This is a genomic window from Thiofractor thiocamini (assembly GCF_055384375.1).
In genome coordinates, this window is record NZ_AP042389.1 from 1,547,917 (window position 1) to 1,565,075 (window position 17,159).

General features: G+C 35.1%; 18 protein-coding genes. 3 read left to right on the forward strand and 15 right to left on the reverse strand.

Translation table 11 applies throughout. The annotated features are described in order from the left end of the window. Nucleotides 1–9: 9 nt before the first annotated feature. Nucleotides 10–1,689 (reverse strand): proton-conducting transporter transmembrane domain-containing protein, encoded by a 1,680-nt coding sequence (locus tag ACZ47B_RS07870; protein WP_464893996.1) that lies wholly within the window; start codon nucleotides 1,687–1,689, stop codon nucleotides 10–12. A gap of 111 nt (nucleotides 1,690–1,800) precedes the next feature. Between ACZ47B_RS07870 and ACZ47B_RS07875 the strand changes: the two genes are divergently transcribed. From ACZ47B_RS07875 to ACZ47B_RS07885, 3 genes are read left to right on the forward strand one after another with little or no spacing between them, the layout of a single operon-like run. After that, nucleotides 1,801–3,228 (forward strand): NAD(P)H-hydrate dehydratase, encoded by a 1,428-nt coding sequence (locus ACZ47B_RS07875; RefSeq protein ID WP_464893997.1) that lies wholly within the window; start codon nucleotides 1,801–1,803, stop codon nucleotides 3,226–3,228. Continuing rightward, on the forward strand, nucleotides 3,219–3,806 hold the full coding sequence (gene purN / locus ACZ47B_RS07880) for a phosphoribosylglycinamide formyltransferase (RefSeq protein ID WP_464893998.1): 588 nt from the start codon (nucleotides 3,219–3,221) through the stop codon (nucleotides 3,804–3,806). The genes ACZ47B_RS07875 and purN overlap by 10 nt, the downstream gene beginning before the upstream one ends. A 16-nt stretch (nucleotides 3,807–3,822) precedes the next feature. Then, nucleotides 3,823–4,014: a hypothetical protein gene (locus ACZ47B_RS07885; protein ID WP_464893999.1), complete on the forward strand. Its 192-nt coding sequence runs from the start codon at nucleotides 3,823–3,825 to the stop codon at nucleotides 4,012–4,014. Nucleotides 4,015–4,034: 20 nt separating this feature from the next. Here the strand turns inward: ACZ47B_RS07885 and ACZ47B_RS07890 are convergent, their stop codons facing one another. From ACZ47B_RS07890 to ACZ47B_RS07955, 14 genes are all read right to left on the reverse strand, one after another. After that, nucleotides 4,035–5,054 (reverse strand): aldo/keto reductase, encoded by a 1,020-nt coding sequence (locus ACZ47B_RS07890; protein ID WP_464894000.1) that lies wholly within the window; start codon nucleotides 5,052–5,054, stop codon nucleotides 4,035–4,037. Nucleotides 5,055–5,063: 9 nt separating this feature from the next. Continuing rightward, the gene (locus ACZ47B_RS07895) at nucleotides 5,064–5,819 is read right to left on the reverse strand and encodes a TSUP family transporter (protein WP_464894001.1); all 756 of its coding nucleotides are present in this window, start codon (nucleotides 5,817–5,819) and stop codon (nucleotides 5,064–5,066) included. Continuing rightward, the gene (locus ACZ47B_RS07900; RefSeq protein ID WP_464894002.1) at nucleotides 5,809–6,135 is read right to left on the reverse strand and encodes a type II toxin-antitoxin system PemK/MazF family toxin; all 327 of its coding nucleotides are present in this window, start codon (nucleotides 6,133–6,135) and stop codon (nucleotides 5,809–5,811) included. The genes ACZ47B_RS07895 and ACZ47B_RS07900 overlap by 11 nt, the downstream gene beginning before the upstream one ends. Then, entirely contained in the window at nucleotides 6,129–6,386 is a 258-nt protein-coding gene (locus tag ACZ47B_RS07905; RefSeq protein ID WP_464894003.1) for a type II toxin-antitoxin system Phd/YefM family antitoxin, read from the reverse strand. The genes ACZ47B_RS07900 and ACZ47B_RS07905 overlap by 7 nt, the downstream gene beginning before the upstream one ends. A gap of 45 nt (nucleotides 6,387–6,431) precedes the next feature. Continuing rightward, complete coding sequence (locus ACZ47B_RS07910; protein ID WP_464894004.1) at nucleotides 6,432–7,175, reverse strand: sulfite exporter TauE/SafE family protein; 744 nt, start codon at nucleotides 7,173–7,175, stop codon at nucleotides 6,432–6,434. Between the two features lie 258 nt (nucleotides 7,176–7,433). Continuing rightward, nucleotides 7,434–7,754 (reverse strand): hypothetical protein, encoded by a 321-nt coding sequence (locus ACZ47B_RS07915; protein WP_464894005.1) that lies wholly within the window; start codon nucleotides 7,752–7,754, stop codon nucleotides 7,434–7,436. A gap of 12 nt (nucleotides 7,755–7,766) precedes the next feature. Further along, on the reverse strand, nucleotides 7,767–8,906 hold the full coding sequence (locus tag ACZ47B_RS07920) for a protoglobin domain-containing protein (RefSeq protein WP_464894006.1): 1,140 nt from the start codon (nucleotides 8,904–8,906) through the stop codon (nucleotides 7,767–7,769). Continuing rightward, a complete protein-coding gene (locus tag ACZ47B_RS07925; RefSeq protein ID WP_464894007.1) occupies nucleotides 8,906–9,364 on the reverse strand; it encodes a Crp/Fnr family transcriptional regulator in 459 nt (152 codons plus the stop codon). The genes ACZ47B_RS07920 and ACZ47B_RS07925 overlap by 1 nt, the downstream gene beginning before the upstream one ends. Before the next feature lie 32 nt (nucleotides 9,365–9,396). Further along, nucleotides 9,397–10,476 carry an ion channel gene (locus ACZ47B_RS07930; protein ID WP_464894008.1) on the reverse strand — a complete coding sequence of 360 codons (1,080 nt, stop codon included), beginning with the start codon at nucleotides 10,474–10,476 and terminating at the stop codon, nucleotides 9,397–9,399. Between the two features lie 71 nt (nucleotides 10,477–10,547). Continuing rightward, complete coding sequence (locus tag ACZ47B_RS07935; RefSeq protein WP_464894009.1) at nucleotides 10,548–10,910, reverse strand: rhodanese-like domain-containing protein; 363 nt, start codon at nucleotides 10,908–10,910, stop codon at nucleotides 10,548–10,550. A 13-nt stretch (nucleotides 10,911–10,923) separates the two neighbouring features. Beyond that, nucleotides 10,924–14,043 (reverse strand): efflux RND transporter permease subunit, encoded by a 3,120-nt coding sequence (locus ACZ47B_RS07940; protein ID WP_464894010.1) that lies wholly within the window; start codon nucleotides 14,041–14,043, stop codon nucleotides 10,924–10,926. 10 nt (nucleotides 14,044–14,053) lie between these two features. Further along, the gene (locus tag ACZ47B_RS07945; RefSeq protein ID WP_464894011.1) at nucleotides 14,054–15,148 is read right to left on the reverse strand and encodes an efflux RND transporter periplasmic adaptor subunit; all 1,095 of its coding nucleotides are present in this window, start codon (nucleotides 15,146–15,148) and stop codon (nucleotides 14,054–14,056) included. Continuing rightward, nucleotides 15,145–16,431, reverse strand: a complete 1,287-nt coding sequence (locus ACZ47B_RS07950; RefSeq protein ID WP_464894012.1) for a TolC family protein — start codon at nucleotides 16,429–16,431, stop codon at nucleotides 15,145–15,147. The genes ACZ47B_RS07945 and ACZ47B_RS07950 overlap by 4 nt, the downstream gene beginning before the upstream one ends. Then, nucleotides 16,431–17,057: a TetR/AcrR family transcriptional regulator gene (locus tag ACZ47B_RS07955; protein WP_464894013.1), complete on the reverse strand. Its 627-nt coding sequence runs from the start codon at nucleotides 17,055–17,057 to the stop codon at nucleotides 16,431–16,433. The genes ACZ47B_RS07950 and ACZ47B_RS07955 overlap by 1 nt, the downstream gene beginning before the upstream one ends. Between the last annotated feature and the right edge of the window lie 102 nt (nucleotides 17,058–17,159).

Genomic DNA, 17,159 nt, shown 5'->3' on the forward strand with positions numbered 1-17,159 from the left:
AATATTTTCCTAATATTTTAATTTTTTATTGATCGCCAAAGAGAGATCAACCGTTTTTTTAGAATATTTTGTCGCGAAATCCAGTATATACAAATCTCTTACCAAGATTCTATAGAAAAAATTATATACTTTGATAAAATACTTCATATCTGTACAGTTTTTACCTATCTTACAATATGTAAAAATCCAACTTATCATATATACCGAAAGAATGATTCCACCCATCGTGTAAAAAACGGCGTTTGGTATTTGAGCTTTCATGTATAATTCTTTTAAAAGTCCGGTATTTGTAAAAAGTAAAATATTGAAAAAATGCTCTGCCAAAAGATACCATATCAAAGCCGTGATATACAAAATCGTTGTAAAAAAAAGAAATCTCTTGAAGTTTTTAGAGTTATGATATAGAGCATAAACCGCCTGCACACCTGAAGCCCACGCGAAGAAGAAGAACAGTGTCCCACTTTGATAGTTAAAAGCATTGAAGATATAAAAAATGCTATAAGCCAAAGTCGCCGGTGCCACAAGAACGATCATAAAAAATGATATCTTAGAAGGCAGATGCTCTTTGGGGTCTTTAAAATAAAAATCAAATATACTCTTGTTGCTGATATTGTTACTTTCCCTGGCTTCACCTATAACACCGCCCGAGCCTAAAAAGAGTGATGCTTTAAAAATACCATGTACCATCATATGATATATCGCCAAAGCAAATGCGCCACTTCCTATCTCAAGCATCATGTAACCCATTTGTCCAACCGTCGAATATGCCAAAGCTTTTTTGATATCATTTTGTACAAGCATTAGCAACGATCCCAAAACAGCGGTTATAAATCCTGCTATAAGAGCAAGATGCAAAGCACTTTCACCAAAAACGAACAAAGGCGCGAACCTGTTGGCCAAAAAAGCACCGGCATTTACTATGCCCGCATGCATAAGAGCTGAAACGGGATTTGGTCCTTCCAGGGTAAAAGGCAACCATATATGAAACGGGAATTGTGCAGATTTTATGATAGCACTTAGCATTATCAAAAATGCTATCACGGAAGAAATGGTGATATCAAAGAACAATACATGAACGGTTATCCTGTTTGATACGATCGATAAAAATGTATCCAGATTCGTTGTATCATAGTACGCGTATATCAAGTAAGCGGCAAAAAGAAAAGGTATATCCGAGAGCATATGGGTAAAAAGGGTATAGTATCCGTACTTACATGTCTGTCTTCTTTTGTAGTTATGCACAAGAAGAAAATATAGCACAACACCCATCATATGCCAAAAACCAAGCATAAAGATGATGTTTCCGCTTATCACCAAACCAAATATAACCCATATCATCAAATCCAGCAAAACAAAATACCTTATATACCCTTCATCATCAAACATATACTTTATCGAATACAAATGTATAACCAGGGAAACCAGAGAAACAAAAAGTAAAACTATGATACTAAGCGATGTTATACTCATATAAAATATAGAATTTTCAAATACTCTAAAATGTCTGATATTTGAGATAAAAAATATAACCGTCAGTACAAATGAGCTAAAAAGAGTCAAATATGCAAAAAATATGGAAATTTTATAACTTTTTTTCTTTATCACAAAAGAGTAGAATAAAGTTAAAAAAGAGGAAAACAGAGGTATTAAAAAAGTTACAACAGATATAAATTGCAAAATTCTTTCCATATATATTACCTAAAATTTTATTTTTTATATTATACCATTCTCAATATTATTTTAACTCAACTTTTGCAAAAAATGGTATAATTTTGCAACTTGTCACATTAAGGATATTCAATGCAAAAAGTTTTTGATGAAGTTTACTCTTTGGATCAAAGATGTTATGATGAATTTGGATTGAATGAGGATATCCTTATGGAAAATGCCGCCCAGGCATTAAGTAGGGAAATTCATAAAAGATTTAAAAAAGAAAGTTTGATTTTTATAGTTTCAGGTCCCGGCAACAACGGTGCGGATGGCGTCACTCTCGCAAGGATACTTCAGGGTGATTTTAAAGTTTTTTTGTATCTTCCTCTTCGCGCAAACTCCAAGATGTGTAAAATCCAGCTTGAAAGAGCAAAAAAAGTAGGAGTTTCAACGGTAGATGAGATAAAAGAAGCAGATGTGATAGTGGACGCTCTTTTTGGATCAGGACTGAACAAACCGTTAAGCAGTGAAGTGATACAAATTATAAAAGAGATAAATCAACTAAAATCCTACAAAATTGCTTGCGACATACCAACCGGTATAGATACAAAAGGCAATCCCAATCCAGTAGCTTTCATAGCTGATTTGACAGTAAGCATGGGAGCATACAAAACCCCTTTATTTAACGACAACGCAAAAGATTTTGTAGGCAAGATAAAAGTAGCCGACCTTGGAGTAAGTAGGTATACCTATGAAAATAACCACTCACTACTCACTACTCACTACTCACTAAATTCTACTTATCTTCTTGAAAAAAAGGATATGAAACTTCCTTATAGAAACAAAAAAAGTACCAACAAGGGCGATTTTGGACACTCTTTGATGATACTTGGAGAAAAAAAGGGAGCCTGCATGATAGCAGCTAAAGCTTCTTTTGCTTTTGGAAGCGGCTTATGCAGTGTTTACTCCAAAAAAGCCGTCAAACTACCCGATGAAATCATGCTTGCAAAACAGATACCTCAAAATACAACTTCCATAGCTCTTGGAATGGGACTTGGAGAAAAATTTACACAAGAATTGATAGAAGATATTTTGCAAAAAGATGATATACCCCTTGTGCTTGATGCAGATATACTAAAAAGTAAAATTATCCTATCTTTTTTAGAAAAACGCTCAAACATAGTCCTAACCCCACACCCAAAAGAGTTTTCCATACTTTTAAGAATCTGTGGGCTTGGGAATATAACTGCCAAAGAGATCCAGCAGGATCGATTTGCACTTGTTAGAAAATTTACCAAAAGATATAAAGATATAGTACTACTCTTAAAAGGCAGCAATACTCTCATAGCACAAAACGGAGAAGTTTATATCAATACTTTTGGTACAAATTCACTTTCAAAGGGCGGTAGCGGAGATGTATTGACAGGGATGATAGCCTCTCTTTTAGCCCAAGGATATACTCCTTTGGACGCCGCCGTAAGTGCATCTTTAGCCCACTCTTTTGCGGCAAAAAGATACAAAAAAGCAAACTACTCTCTAACTCCAAACGACCTTATCGAAGGTATAAAATGTCTCTAAAAAAGATAACGGTTCTTTTTAGCGGAGAGGGAACAAATCTAAAAAATATCATAGACACGCTACATAAAAAAGAGATAAATGGAACTTTATACAAAGTTTCAGGAGCCATTTGCAATAAAAAAGAAGCCAACGGTATCAAAATATGCAAGGATTATGATATACCTCTAACCCTCATAGAACACAAAGATTTCAACTCCCGCGAAGAGTTCGATAAAGAGTTGGTAAAAGCCATACAATCATACGATCCTGACTTGACGGTTTTGGCGGGATTTATGAGGATACTGACCCCTCTTTTTACCGATAACATAAAATCCATAAATCTCCATCCCTCGTTGCTGCCTCTTTTTAAAGGGACAAATGCCATAGAGAAAAGTTTTTATTCGGATATGAAGGTCGGTGGAGTCAGCGTACACTATGTAAGCAGTGAACTTGACGGCGGAAAGATAGTTTTACAGGAGTGTTGTAAAAAAGAGGATAATGAAACACTTGAAAGTTTTACAAAAAAGATAAAAGATATAGAGCATCAAATTTTGCCAAAGGCAATTATTAAGTGTCTAACCATAGATAAGACACTTTAAATATTAGGAGTTTAAAATGGAAGAGAAAGATACAAAAGTTATCATAAGCGGTATAAATATACCTTTTTGGGATATGGTTGTTTTTATAGTCAAATTTGCACTTGCATCCATACCGGCACTTTTTATCATATGGTTTGTATTTATGCTTTTTGGTTTGGTTTTTGGAGGAACATTTGGAATGTTCATGCACCCGGGAGGCGGCTTTTAGCTTGAATCCCGGCTGATTTGTCATCCCATAGGATAGAGTATCTTTTGATGTACCTCATCACACTCTTTTAGTATATCTTTGCTTAAAACCAGATCCATGGCAGCAAGACTTTCGTCCAACTGTTCAAGTTTTCTGGCTCCTATGATGGTTGAAGCCACAAAATCAAACTGTTTACTCCAGGCTATCGCCAAAGTCACGGGTGAGAGTTGGTATTTTTTAGCTATTTCAAGATAGAGTTTGGTTGATTCGAGTGATTTGTCGTTGACGAACCTTTTAACCTGTGAAACAAGTCTTGGATTGCCCTCGTTCATATACCATGCAAATCTTGCGCCTGGGTCAATGTACTCCTGATTGTATTTGCCGCTTAGCACACCTCCTGCCAAAGGCGAGTAAGGCAAAAGTGAGATTTGCTCTTTTTTGCAAACTTCCGCAATAGAGTCTAAAAATCTCCTGTTTAAAAGTGAGAAATTGTTTTGAATCGATTCAAATCTTTTGTAACCTTTACACTTTGCTACCTCATTTGCTTTTGTAAGTCCGTAAGCGGTATCGTTTGATGTACCTATATACCTTATCTTTCCCTCCTTGATAAGTTCATCGAAAACTTCCAAAGCCTCTTCTATGGGTACAAGTTGGTCAGGCCAATGAACTTGATACAAGTCTATATAGTCGGTTTTTAACCTTTTCAGACTCCCCTCGACCGCTCTTTTTATGTGAAACCTATCTATTGCAGTCAATCCATGTCTTATAGGTGGTACGAACCATCCATTTGCCGCTCCAGCTACTTTTGAAGCTATGATCACCGAGTCTCTTTGTTTGGTCTTTAGCCAATCCCCTACTATCTCTTCGGTATCTCCCGACCAGGACTCTTTTGGAGGCACGGGATAAAGTTCGGCGGTATCAAAAAAGTTTATACCTTCTGCGTAAGCTTTGTCCATTATCCTAAAAGACTCTTTTTTATCCGCACTTGACCCAAAAGTCATAGTTCCCAAACAGATAGGAGATACTCTAAGACCTGTTTTTCCTATATATCTATATTCCATTTCTTCTCCTTACCACTTATCATACGCTAGCTTCAATATAGTTGCCGCCACAACAAAAAGAAAGACATACCTTACAAATTTTATCTCTTTCTTTGCTACCATAGTAGAGCCGCTGTAAGCTCCTATGATTTGCCCCATTCCCATAATGATACCGACTTTAAGCAGAACAAAACCTGAAATAGTAAAAATGGTTAAAGAAACTATATTGCTTGTAAAGTTAAAGATTTTTGTTTGCGCAGTTGCAGCTTTCAAGTCTAGCCCAAGAAGAATTACAAGTGCTATCGTCCAAAACGAACCGGTACCGGGACCGAAAAATCCGTCATAAAATCCTATAATAAGCCCAAATATCATATAAAAAAGAAAAGGTTTTAGCCTGTGTGCTTTGGCTTCAAATCCCAAGTTTTTGTTAAACAGTGTAAAAAAGAAAAGTACGATCAGCATAAAAATGATAAAATTGACCAAAAAATCCGCCGAAAAGAACCGCACCACATAAGAACCCAAAGCCGCACCCACAAAAGTAAAAAATACTCCCTCCAAAACTTTTTTAGGCTCATACAAACCTCTTTTTGCATAATTTACAGTAGCGGTAAAGCTTCCAAAACTGCTTTGAAGTTTATTGGTACCCAAAGCCATATGAGGCGGTATCCCGGCAGCCAAAAGAGCAGGAAGTGTGATGATCCCTCCACCTCCGGCGATAGAGTCGATAAAGCCGGCGCCAAAACCGGCTAAAAAAAGTAAAAAGAGAGTTAGTATTTCAAATTCCACAATTCAAACTCAAGCAAAGATATTTTTTTATTTGATTGAAACTCTCATCTTTTAAAGAGGCGATAAATCTTGAATTTTTTATCAAATTTTTATCCACGGCGGTAAGTTTTGGTATAACAACTACAGAATCCTTTTTTAAACTACCATCATCTATATCGTCATTTGTTATAACGATTCCTTCTCTTTTAAGGTTGCTTGTAATAGGTAAAACGAGTACATCATTTTTATCGATTGCATGAAACACCAAAACCGGTCTTCCTTTTGCATTGGTAAAGTCAGAATATGGCATAAGGATATAATAAATATGACCTACCATTTGCTGTAATCCTCATCTTCATCATCAAAATCATTTTTGCTAAGACCTACGGCAATTTTTCCAAAATTATCCAACTCTTCATCTCGCCAATAGCTCCATTTGTCTTCACTATTTTGCAAATTGGTATATTTTTTATAGTCAATAACCACAACAAAAGGCTTATCTCTTTTTGTTATAAGCAAATCATCTCTAAGCGCATCTTGAAGCTTTGAACTGTTTTGTTTTAATTCGCTTGCAGATATAGAGTGCATTCATACTCCTTTGTCTATTTTGTCTATTATAGCTATTTTGTCTATCTAAGTCAACAATGAATAAGCCATTTTGAAAGCAAGGATATATAAAAGCACGGCTATGATCTTTTTGATATGTTTAGCTTCGAGTTTAAAATGCATCACGGCATTGCCGATATATCCTCCCAAGATTGCGGCAACTGCCGTAATGGCAAGTAAAATCCAGTCAATCTTTACAAAAGACATATATGACAAAAATGCGCTAAAAGTTGAAAAAGGTATCATAAAACTGACCGCTATCGCCATCTTTTTGGCATCATAGCCAAGAAGTATCATAAGAGGCAACACCAACGCTCCTCCACCTATACCAAGAAGTCCTGATATATACCCTACTACAGCTCCTACAACATAAAGTATCCATTTTTTTTCATATTTGAACTTTGCCTCTTTTTTGGCAAACATCATCATGGTAGCACTAAAAACCAAAAATGATAAAAATCCCCACTTTACATAATGTACATTGATATACTTTGAACTGTAAGCTCCAACCGGTGATAAAAGCATGGAGGAAATCACCAAAGGAAACACAAACTTCACATCAAGCACTTTTCTTTTTATATTCATGATACTAGCTGTTATGGTTGTAGAAGTATTGATAAAAAGTGCTATGGTTTTAGCCAAATTAAAACTAAGCCCCAGCATATCGAAGATAGGCACAAGTGCCACAGCACTCCCTACTCCACCAAGAGCAAAAAAAGAGGACACCGTTAGAGTTATAAAAAAATACTCCATATATTCAACTAAATTCATTTCTTCTCCAATATTTTTTTAAAGGGCATCTCTAAAAACCCTATGCGGTCATAGCATTAAGAGGTGGGTTATAGACAAGGCAAATGTTTGCAGGACTAGCCATAGCTAATTCAAAAACATTTAACGCAGTATATAACCCACCTCTTAATGCCCGAAGGGAAGCTTAATTTGGGGCGATCTTCAAATAATAAAATTTTCGAATTAGCTATGGCTAGTACTTCAAATTTTATTATTCAAATCTCACCCCAACTTAAGCTTCTATGATCCGTATAGGGTTTTTAGAGATGCCCTAAATATATTTTCTATCTCTTCTGCTTGAATGAGTCCCTCAAAAAGAAGTTTGTCATTTAAAAATACACTAGGGTCAGAGCCCGCACCTTTTTCTACAGCTTTTAATGTATCATGGCTATAAGAAATCTTTACCCTAACAGGAAAATGTTTTATAGTGCAAACTATCCTTTTTGAAATCTTAAGAGTTTCATTTTTACTACCATATATAACTAGCTCAAAAAGAGGCCACTTGGAATGACTTTCGTTTAAAATCTCTCCCTCTTTTAAAGGATAGCAATATTCTAACATAAGATACCTCTTTTACGCATCATCGACTCTAAGGATAAAAAATGTCAGTTTGATGATTTCACAAAGAAGATCAAGTGCTTCGGTTATATATATCTTGTTTGATACGGTTTTTACTTTCACGCAAAGATAGTAAATATCTTCATCTATATAAAAATGTTTTACAACATCATAATCTTTATCTTTCTTTTCCTCTTTTTCAAATTTTAAACTCTCAACCGCCCAGCCGAAGCTATCTAAGATAATTGTAAAGATATTGTTTCTGATTTGTTCTGCGCTTAAGTCATGTTTTTTTGTGATTGCGGCTTTTTTATAAACTATATCCGTGATATTTTTTACAACATGCAGCGAACTATCCAAACTCAAAAATGAAGTAGTCTCAAGATCATTTAGAGATGATTTTATATGCTCTTTTAAACTTTTAGCGGTTTTTGCTCTTTGTTCATCATCTTTGGCATTTGATATCATAGTGCAATATCTTTTTATAAGAGATATATCAAGCCCTATATCCAAAAGTATATCTCTATATTTTGATGCTGCATCAAGCTTTTCTTCAAATCTCTCTTTTTTTTTCTCCTTGATAGAGTTTAACTTCCCGTTTATGATAGCATCTATATTTTTAGAGCACTGCAAGTATGCACTGTTTACTTCTCTTATGGCTGCAGATAAATCATTGGCTTTGTATGGGGAATTTTCTATATTTTTTTGCTCAAAATACTCTTCATCCATGATAGCTTCCGCTACTTTAAGATATTTTATAACGATTTTTAAATGAGGTAATAAAGCGGGATTTTTCTTCAACTGTTCAAGTATCAAAGTTGAGAGTAAATGATACCCGTAAGAAAGATGAAGAGGATCAAGCTTTATGTGGTAGTGGGTTATGCCGACTTTGGCTATCTTGTTATATAATTTTTCATCAAACGGTTCGCTAAACAAAGAACTCACAAAAGCTATCTGAACTTTTTTCATAGCATCAATTTTATCCATAGGTATAAAAACTGCAAAATCACTTTTTGAAAGCAACACTTCATAAAACTTATCCATAACCTCATCGGCAAATTTTTCTATCTCTTTAAGTACCTCTTTTCTTTCGTTTAAGTCATCATCTTTTATATCATATATCTCTTTTATAAGTTCTATCTTTTTATCTATCATTACAGTACCTCCTCCAAGGTTTTGTACATTTGCATAAGCCTCTCATCACCTATCCTTAAAAAACTGCTTAACATTTCACAACTTTTTTTTAGGATTTTTACCCCTGCTTTGGGATTGTTACTACAAAAATTAAAAAAATCACCTCTTTTTACCTCTGCGATTTTACACTCTTTGGCGCATATCAAAGTAGTCAAACTTTTTTTTGCATCAATCAATGAAGTAAAAGAGAAAAAAATATCCTGTGTGTCATTTATGGATGTTACTTTTGTTTCGTTACCGGAAGATTTTTTATATACGCCTATCTCTCCCTCAAGCAGATAAAAAGCAGTTGCATACTTTTTGCCCTCTTCTCTTAGCGTTGTACTTTCTTGCAATGCTTTTTCTTCAAATATTTTAGCAAATTCCTGCTTTTCATCATCATTTAAATCAGCAAATATCCCTTTATCATCCAATTTCATACCACATCTCCCTTCCAAAAACAGTTCATCACTCACCTCTTCATCAAAATTATGGAAGTAAACTCAGCTATGATATAATCATCATCCGGGTTAATGATAACATTTTTCTCCATTTCGTTATTTTTTATCTTATTTAACATATCTTTGTATTTTGTGGCATCTCTTCCAAAGTGCATACTGTCAAGTATATGTTTTTTAACTTCACTTTGAGATACATCATTTTCTACAACTCCAAGCAGTATGTTGTTTGAGAGTAAACTTTTTTCAAAAGCATCTTTATATTTTTGTTTAAAGTAAGGATGTTTTTTTTGTATATGAAAATTTTCCGTTCTTAAAAGTTTCCTTATGACTTTTGACATGCCCGGTTCTGATATAGACTTTGAGAGTAAAAATCGATTATACTCTTCACTCATGATAATCTCATCACATTTACTCTTTACGAGATAATTTTCATATTTTAAGTTATCTATTTCGGCTATGATATATACATTTTTATTTAGAGATCGGATGATGATAACCGTTTCAAGCACTTTTGCATCAGAAAATTCATCATGAGAATTTAGTATCATAACCCTATCAGCTTTTTCAATATGTGCTTTTTTTAAAACTTCCTCTTCGTTATAATTCCCCTGAACAAACTTTAAAGAATGCTCTTTTAAAACAGTTTCAAGTTCCAAAGGAAGCTCATGATAAACTACAACTATCTGATCACCGTATTTTTCTTTGAACTCTTTTAGTATCTCTTTTCTAGGGGTTTTAAATCCGCATATGACCAAGTGATTTTTTAAGTTATCCGTCATTAGATACTCCTTTTTCTCAAATAGCTTCTTTGTTATAAGTTTCGTTGCTATTTGAGCCGTAAGCAAAGAAACGGCTATAACTCCACCTATGATAGCAAGCATGGAAAGAGCCTTGCCGACTTCGCTATGAGGCACCATATCACCGTATCCTACAGTTGAAACGGTAACTACGACCCACCACAAAGCATCAAAAAAGTTTTTAAACTCCTTTGGCTCTATATAAACCATAACGAAAGACAAAATAAGCAAAAAGAGTGAATATACCATAAGATATAAATTTGCAAGCGAAAATTCAAACCTTTTTTGCTTCATCTATGATATCTCCCTTTGGTCGATATTTCATGAGTGGCGAGATAACAATCTCACCACTCATAACTTATGCTTCACGCCTTTATATCTTTTGCTTTTCCGCCTTTTAGCCTCTCCATGAGTTTTAGCAAGCCTCCATTTAAGGTTTTGGCGTCAAATCCTTTGTACCTTAGATACTCTTTTGCCATACTTGCCCTGTACTCCATAGGGCATGCACAAACTATAGCCTTATCCTTTGGTAACTCATCAAGTCTATCAGGAAGTTCATTGTAAGGTATCTCCACGGCAAATTTAACTCCCCATACTTTTGTTTCAAAAGGATACCTTATATCAAGAAGTATCGCCTTGTCCTCATTTAAAAGCTCTATAAGTTTCTCCACATCCACCTTCATCGGTGGCACATCTTTCATCATAGTATTTCTTACCATCTCATCCATAATTTTCTCCTTTTTAAACTATTTTTTCTATCTCTTCTTCTGCGATATTTATAGGGTTACTCTTTTTGTTACCCTTGTCAAATATATACGCATACATAGGAACATATATCAAAGTTAGTAAAGTTCCCACCAAAAGTCCGCCTATCGCAACATCTGCAAGAGGACTAAGTCTTTCAAGTCCTATCGCCTGCTCTAGTGCTATAGGCACCATTCCAGCTATCGTTCCAAACGCTGTCATCATAACAGGTCTGAATCTAACGGTTACACTCTTTAATGCACTCTCAAATGGAGGATTTTCCTTCCTGTACTCTTGATAAAAGTCTATAAGAAGTACCGCATTTTTAATGATGATACCAAATAGCAGGAGTATTCCCAAAAGGCTGGGCATACAACTTGGCTTATTAAAAAGCATCATGCCCCATGCTGCACCTATAAGTGAAAGAGGCAAAACAAGTATCATGATAAATGCCATCCTGACCGATTTATAGATGGCTATCAAACTCATGGTAAGTATGATAACACCTATACCGATAGCTTTTAACATCCTTTTAAAACTATCATTTATCTGAGCTATATCTCCGGTTTGTTCTATCTTGAAATTATCTGATTTGACTTTTTGTAAAGCTTTCAGGGTATCATCAGTCAAGTGAGTAACCGGCCTCTTTGCCCTGTAACCGTTTACATCTATGCTATAGAGCATATTATCTCGTTCGATTTTTGCATAAGTGATATTTTTCTTTATGGTTGCGATTTGGCTAAGAGGGATTTCTCCAAATCTTGTTGAAATCGGAAAAAGCTTCAATGTTTCAAGATTTTTTGTAAATTTATCTTTTAGATAAAGCCTCACAAATTGGGTATTCATAGATTCCAAGTTAGCATTTAATGAAACTACCTGTCCTTTTATAGGAAGTTGCATAGCGATTTGAAATGGAGTGATGCCGTATCTTAAAGCTTTGTTTCTATCAACATCTATGATGTACTCTGTAAAATCTTTATCCCAACTTTGAGAAACAGATGTTAAACCTTTTACATTTAGCATAGCTTTTTTTACTTTTTGGGCATATTTGCTCATTCCCTCAAGATTTGATCCTGTAATCCTTGAATCAACTGTAGCTTTTATAGAAGATAGAGCTGTTGCACCAAAGTCAAAAACATCATCTCTTTTTATGCCCTCCAAGGTTGCCAATTTGCCTCTTATGATATTTTCAAGTTGCCAAAGATTTTGTTTTCTTTCAAACCTGTTTACCGCATCTATGGTTATAGTAGCTTCAGTAGGCAAGTTGCCGCTTCCAAGGCTTAAGACTCCAGGCTCACTACCAAATGATATGGAACTTCTTATAACCCAAGGCTGTTTATTTAGCCACTGTAAAAACGGTTTTAACTTAGCTTCTTCACTATCAACTGTTTCATTTGCACTAAAAGATATATGTGCTTCAATGATACCCGTATCCATAGGAGGCATAGCATCTTTACCGATAGTAGGCATAACATTTTTCATACTAAAAATTAAAAATGCTATAACGCCTACAGTTAGCATCATTCTTCTTAGATACTTAAAGATGCCGCCGCTGTTTGAAAACTTTATGATACTTTCATATGGTTCGACCAATTCACCGATAGTGTGCTGATACAACCACTCAAAACCTTTTTCTATCTTTGTTTTACCTGTTCCGTTTTTATATAGCCATGCTGATAAAAGCGGTATAAAAGTGATAGACAAAAAGTAACTAACCAAAAGTGCTATGATAAGAGTTTCGATGAGCGGTTTAAAGATCTTTTGTGGAAATCCTCCTACGAACATAAGTGGAAAAAGTATAGCGATAGTTGCAAAAGTACCTGCAAAAACCGGAGCCAAAACTTCTTTTGTTCCATTTTTGATAGCTTCTTGAAGATTCTCTTTGGTTTCATTCAAGTGTCTTTCTATATTTTCAAGCACAACTACCGCATCATCGGTTAGCATACCAAGAGCTAAGATGATAGCTGTATAGATAACTATATTTAATTCTCCGCCTGTCATCCAAATGATAGCAATCGTAGCAAAGAAAACCATAGGTATAGAAAGTCCCGCCGCAACAATAGCTCTAAAATTACCAAGAAATATCATAATAACCAAAAGAGTATAAATAACAGCATCTCTTAGGGCTTCAAGCATATTTGTATTGGCTTGTTCGATGAGGTCTCTTTGAGTATCACTTATCTCAAATTTTATATTTTTATACTTTTTTTCAAGTTTCTTCATCTCCGCACGAGCTGCTTTGCTTACATCAAGCACACTTCCACCGGGTGCCCTTTGTACTGAAAGAGCAATCGCATCTTTTCCGTTTCCTATATATCCACTTGTTCTTTTTTGGTATCCCCACTTAACATCGGCTACATCTTTTAGTCTTACATTTGGTTTTATAAGTAGATTTTTCAGTCTTAAAACATTATCTTTTTCACCATATATGGTTACCGTAAAAAAGCTGTTTTTACCCTTTATAAAACCAACGGGTATATCTTTGTTTTGAGCCATTATCACTTTTACTATGGTATCAAAATCCACTCCATACTTTTTGGCTTTAAATGGATCTATCTCAATATTGATAGAACTTTGATAACCACCGAAAACCTCTACATTTCCTATGTTTTTATTGCTTAAAAGGCGTGGCTTTATAAAGCTATCAGCGATTTTTCTAATTTCAGCCAAAGTTATGGAGCTGTTTTTAGGACTTAAAGCTATAACATCAACCGGAAGCGTAAAGTCTCCCGCTGCATAGATAGCCGGATTCAAGCCTGCTGGGATTTTGGCTTTTGCTATGTTTAGTGCATTTGCAACATCAACAGCAGCTGCATTTAAACCTTTTTTATATCCAAATTCAGCACTAACTATAGACATATTGGCAACATTTACACTGCTTATATCAGTTACTAACCCCAACCTTGAGAGCTCTTGCTCTATAGGTTTTGATACCGTGGAAGCGACAACTTTGGCTGTAGCTCCGGGAACTTTTGTGATAACAACTATCTTTGGCGGGTTAGCATCCGGAAAAAGATTTTTGGGCAGAGTTTTAAGCCCTATGATTCCCATGATGAAAAAACCCGCGATCAAACTGTATAACAGATACGGTCTTTTATAAAAATATTCAAATATCATGGCAAATCCTTTAGTTGATTGCTCTTACTTTTATACCACCAAGCAGTTTCAAAAGTATATCTTGTTTTTCAACGACTATATTTTCATTTGGATTTACTCCATCAACTACTACGCCTTGTTCACCATTTGCTACGATTTTGACCTTTTTTGCTTTTGCATGGTTGTTTGCAAGTATTACGACACTACTTTGCCCATCTCTATCAAGTATGCTGTCATGAGGCATAAAGTAACCGTCTCCATCGTAGATAACTACATCTATATTGACTGTTTGATTGCTTGCAAGATTGGCATTTATATTTGCTACATACTCCAAAAGTCCGTTGTAAGTTGATCCAAGAGGAGTTATAGGATACTTTTTACCTTGATAAATTATCTCTTTTGATGTTACATTTGCAGGAAGTCTAACAAGCAAGTATCCATTTGTTCTAGCATTTATACTAACAAGCGGTTTTCCCATAAGAGCTATATCCCCCACATTTGAAAGCCTCATTGCTATACCGTTTATAGGAGCTTTGATAACTGCATAAGAGAGTGTATTTTCTACCGCCTCTTTATTTGCTTCAACTTCTTTGATTTTTAACTCCAAAGTTTTTATACCCGCTTTTGTAGCACTTATAAGAGTTTGCTCTTTTTCAAACTGCTCTTTTGATGCACCTTTTACTTTCAAAAGCTCTTTGGTTCTTTCATGAGTTCTTAAAAGATTTTTTAGTGCTATCTCTTTTGATTTGATTTGAGATTTTAGTGAATCTATGGAAAAGTTAAGCGAATCAAGCTTTGTTTTCAAATCTTTATCATCTATCCTTACAATTACTTCACCTTTTTTTACCATTTTACCGTTTTGAACGATATACAAAATTCTTCCACTCATTCTTGAGCTGATCTTTACATCATCATTGCTTTTTGTAAGTGCAAGATAAGGAAGAGTTAAAACTTTATGAGAAACCTTTGGCTTCATAGTTTTTACTCTCATATCATAAACCACCGGCTTTGGCAATTTTGCCTCAGCTTCTCTTTTTTTCTTTACTAGCATCAGCCCGCCCCTAACAGCAGCAGCGATAACCAGTATAACTACTAAAAATATCAAAATACCTTTTAACTTTTTCATCTTACTACTCCTTCTAAATCATTTCCATATATCACGGCAAGTTTTGCTATGGTTTGCCATTTTTGAGATACTGCTTCATAGTAGTTTGATTTGCTACTTATGAGTGCATCTTCATATCTTAAGTAATCCTCTTCAGTCATCCTTCCCTCCTTATAGGCGACTTTTGCATATCTAACCAAATTTTCCTCTTTTTTTATAGTGTCTTTTTTTAGTTTTTCTGAATTTGTTAAAAGCTTCAACTGCTTTTCAAGCGCACCGACCTCAGCAGCTAATTCCTCTTTTGTTTTTTCAAGTTTCATTTTGTTTTTCATGATAGTTATCTTTTTTATCTGCATATCACTATCAAGCGTTTTATCAAACAGTGGGACAGTTACTCCAAGGCTATAGTATCCGTAGCCTCTATGTACATCTTTATCAAGTTTTACATCATGCTGAGCATAATTTTCACTCCATAAAAGTGAAAGAGCAACTTTTGGATAGTATCTTTTCTCTTTTGAAGCTTTATAATCACTCATTGCTGCTTTTACAGACTCTTCAAGTGGCTTTAAAGCAAAAAATGAACTCTTTGTCACATCTTTTACAAAAGTCATAGAAACCGGCTTTTCAAGCTCTATGCCTGTAAGCCTTCTAATGGAAGATAAAAGTGAAGCTCTTTTTATCTGTACATTGTTGATAGTTATATCTATCTGGTTGATTTTTTCATCTATCTTATCAAGTGCGATTGCCGGAGATCTTCCACTCTCAACTGATATCTTAAGATCACTCCTTGTTTTAAGCAGTGACTCCCTTGTTGCTTTTAAAGCCTGAAGCAAACTATCAAGATACTGCAGTGAAGAGTTGGAAGCTACTATAACAGCTTCATTTTGAAAAAAGTTAAGCCTTTTTTTGAGCTTGGCGCTTTTTGCCAAATGCTTGGCTTTTTCGCTCAAAGATGCAAGCTCTTTTATAAAAACCGGCACAGTCGCTTTGATACCTATCTTTTGTATGGTTTGCGCAAAAGGCAAAGGATCACCGTTTGCACTCAGCCTTGCTGTTGCCAACGGATCAAGCGGTCTTAGATTGGTTGGAGAATTATAATGTGTGTAATTTCCAAAAACATTGACTACCGGATAATACGCGGCATTTACTTTTTGCCGGGCGGCTTTGGCTATCTTTGCTACCTCCTCATCGACTTTGCTTACAGGCTGTTTTCTTAGTGCCGTAAACAAATCTTTCATGGATGTAGCATTTAGATCCATAGCGGCGATAGCTAACACCACTATCAAACTGAGTACTCTTAACATCACTTCTCCTTTTTTAACATTTTAACTATCTTCTCATAAAGGTACATTGAAAACTCTTCTATATCACACTCGTTGCAAACATCATGCCCAAATTCATCTGCCACTCTTTGCCTTAGCTCTCTTGTGGAAACAAAAAGATTGATGGTGCCTGTTATCATAAAGTGTATGATGATAGGTTTTACATCACTGAAACACCCTTTTTTTTCACCTCTTTGAAGTATATCACCAAGAAGGGCAAATATCTTTTTAAGACCTACGAACATATCATCCGGTAGGTTTTTAGCGCCGTTACCAAGCTCTGCTAACATCAAAGCAGGAAGATAAGGATTTTCCCATGCAAACTTGGAAAAAGTGTATATAAATACTTTAAGCTCGTCTTTTGGTCGCTTCTCATCTTTTATATCGTTTTCCACTTTTTCATATATCTCGTCCAAAACAACAGTTATCACTTTTTCATACAGTTTTGCTTTATTTTTGAAGTAGTAGTAGATCATGGCTTTGTTGATCCCGGCTTCTTTGGCTATAAGATCAACACTCACTCCGTCAAATCCGTTTTTTGCAAAAAATATCATAGCTGTATCGATGATCTTTTTTTGCGTTCTTTTACTGTCCCTTACGCTTCCCATGATATATCCTTAACTAACTGTTTAGTTAATTTTAACAGATTAATTATAAATATATTCTTAAAATGGTAAAATTTTTGTATATTTTATATTGTTTCTAGGATA

Bases quoted from the DNA above. Each gene is read 5' to 3' on its own strand.
- ACZ47B_RS07870 (WP_464893996.1), bottom strand. From the start codon at position 1,689: ATGGAAAGAATTTTGCAATTTATATCTGTTGTAACTTTTTTAATACCT.
- ACZ47B_RS07875 (WP_464893997.1), top strand. From the start codon at position 1,801: ATGCAAAAAGTTTTTGATGAAGTTTACTCTTTGGATCAAAGATGTTAT.
- purN (WP_464893998.1), top strand. From the start codon at position 3,219: ATGTCTCTAAAAAAGATAACGGTTCTTTTTAGCGGAGAGGGAACAAAT.
- ACZ47B_RS07885 (WP_464893999.1), top strand. From the start codon at position 3,823: ATGGAAGAGAAAGATACAAAAGTTATCATAAGCGGTATAAATATACCT.
- ACZ47B_RS07890 (WP_464894000.1), bottom strand. From the start codon at position 5,054: ATGGAATATAGATATATAGGAAAAACAGGTCTTAGAGTATCTCCTATC.
- ACZ47B_RS07900 (WP_464894002.1), bottom strand. From the start codon at position 6,135: ATGGTAGGTCATATTTATTATATCCTTATGCCATATTCTGACTTTACC.
- ACZ47B_RS07905 (WP_464894003.1), bottom strand. From the start codon at position 6,386: ATGCACTCTATATCTGCAAGCGAATTAAAACAAAACAGTTCAAAGCTT.
- ACZ47B_RS07910 (WP_464894004.1), bottom strand. From the start codon at position 7,175: ATGAATTTAGTTGAATATATGGAGTATTTTTTTATAACTCTAACGGTG.
- ACZ47B_RS07915 (WP_464894005.1), bottom strand. From the start codon at position 7,754: ATGTTAGAATATTGCTATCCTTTAAAAGAGGGAGAGATTTTAAACGAA.
- ACZ47B_RS07920 (WP_464894006.1), bottom strand. From the start codon at position 8,906: ATGATAGATAAAAAGATAGAACTTATAAAAGAGATATATGATATAAAA.
- ACZ47B_RS07925 (WP_464894007.1), bottom strand. From the start codon at position 9,364: ATGAAATTGGATGATAAAGGGATATTTGCTGATTTAAATGATGATGAA.
- ACZ47B_RS07930 (WP_464894008.1), bottom strand. From the start codon at position 10,476: ATGAAGCAAAAAAGGTTTGAATTTTCGCTTGCAAATTTATATCTTATG.
- ACZ47B_RS07935 (WP_464894009.1), bottom strand. From the start codon at position 10,910: ATGGATGAGATGGTAAGAAATACTATGATGAAAGATGTGCCACCGATG.
- ACZ47B_RS07940 (WP_464894010.1), bottom strand. From the start codon at position 14,043: ATGATATTTGAATATTTTTATAAAAGACCGTATCTGTTATACAGTTTG.
- ACZ47B_RS07945 (WP_464894011.1), bottom strand. From the start codon at position 15,148: ATGAAAAAGTTAAAAGGTATTTTGATATTTTTAGTAGTTATACTGGTT.
- ACZ47B_RS07950 (WP_464894012.1), bottom strand. From the start codon at position 16,431: ATGTTAAGAGTACTCAGTTTGATAGTGGTGTTAGCTATCGCCGCTATG.
- ACZ47B_RS07955 (WP_464894013.1), bottom strand. From the start codon at position 17,057: ATGGGAAGCGTAAGGGACAGTAAAAGAACGCAAAAAAAGATCATCGAT.